At 70.3% G+C, this 593-nt stretch carries 1 protein-coding gene; it reads right to left on the bottom strand.

What is annotated here, in order from left to right:
- Positions 1-44: 44 nt before the first annotated feature.
- The gene (locus tag FOE67_RS27880) at positions 45-515 is read right to left on the bottom strand and encodes an NUDIX domain-containing protein (RefSeq protein ID WP_182667574.1); all 471 of its coding nucleotides are present in this window, start codon (positions 513-515) and stop codon (positions 45-47) included.
- Between the last annotated feature and the right edge of the window lie 78 nt (positions 516-593).

Raw genomic sequence — 593 nt, 5'->3', positions numbered from 1 at the left:
GCCCGACCGCGTCCACTCCCCCGGCCCCGCCCCGGATGACCCGCTCATCCGAGGTGGGGCCGTTCCCGTCCTTCGAGGAAATGGTTCAGGCGGAGCCGCTGTGTGTGGTGCATCGGAAGGTCGTCCAGCTCCCCCGGGGCGACGAACCGCAGTTCGGTGGACTCGTCCGAGATCGCGAGCGTCCCGCCGACGACGCGGGCGGTGAAGCAGGCGTTGAACTGCCGGCGCACCTCGCCATCGCTGTAGGCGATCACGTGACGGGGATCGGTGTAGGTGCCGACCAGGCCGGTGATCTCGACCTCCAACCCGGTTTCCTCCCGCACCTCCCGCACGGCAGCGCCCGGGAGGGAGTCGGTCATCTCCATACCGCCGCCGGGGAGGGCCCACAAGCCGCTGTCCCTGCGCCGCTGGATCAGGACGCGGCCACGGTCGTCGGTCACCACGGCGGAGGCCGCCACGACCAAACTGTTGGGCTCGGGAGCCTCGGGGTCGTCGTAGTACTCGGTGCGCGCCATCACGTGTCCTCGGGGAGCGGTACGGCCGTCTCCCACACCTTGTCGAAGCTCCGGGCGTAGGTGTCGAAGACCCCACCC

The sequence above is a fragment of the Streptomyces calidiresistens genome, assembly GCF_014141525.1.
Lineage (GTDB): Bacteria > Actinomycetota > Actinomycetes > Streptomycetales > Streptomycetaceae > Streptomyces > Streptomyces calidiresistens.
Note: the sequence above shows the minus strand (reverse complement) of the source record. Positions and strands in the feature narration are given on the sequence as shown.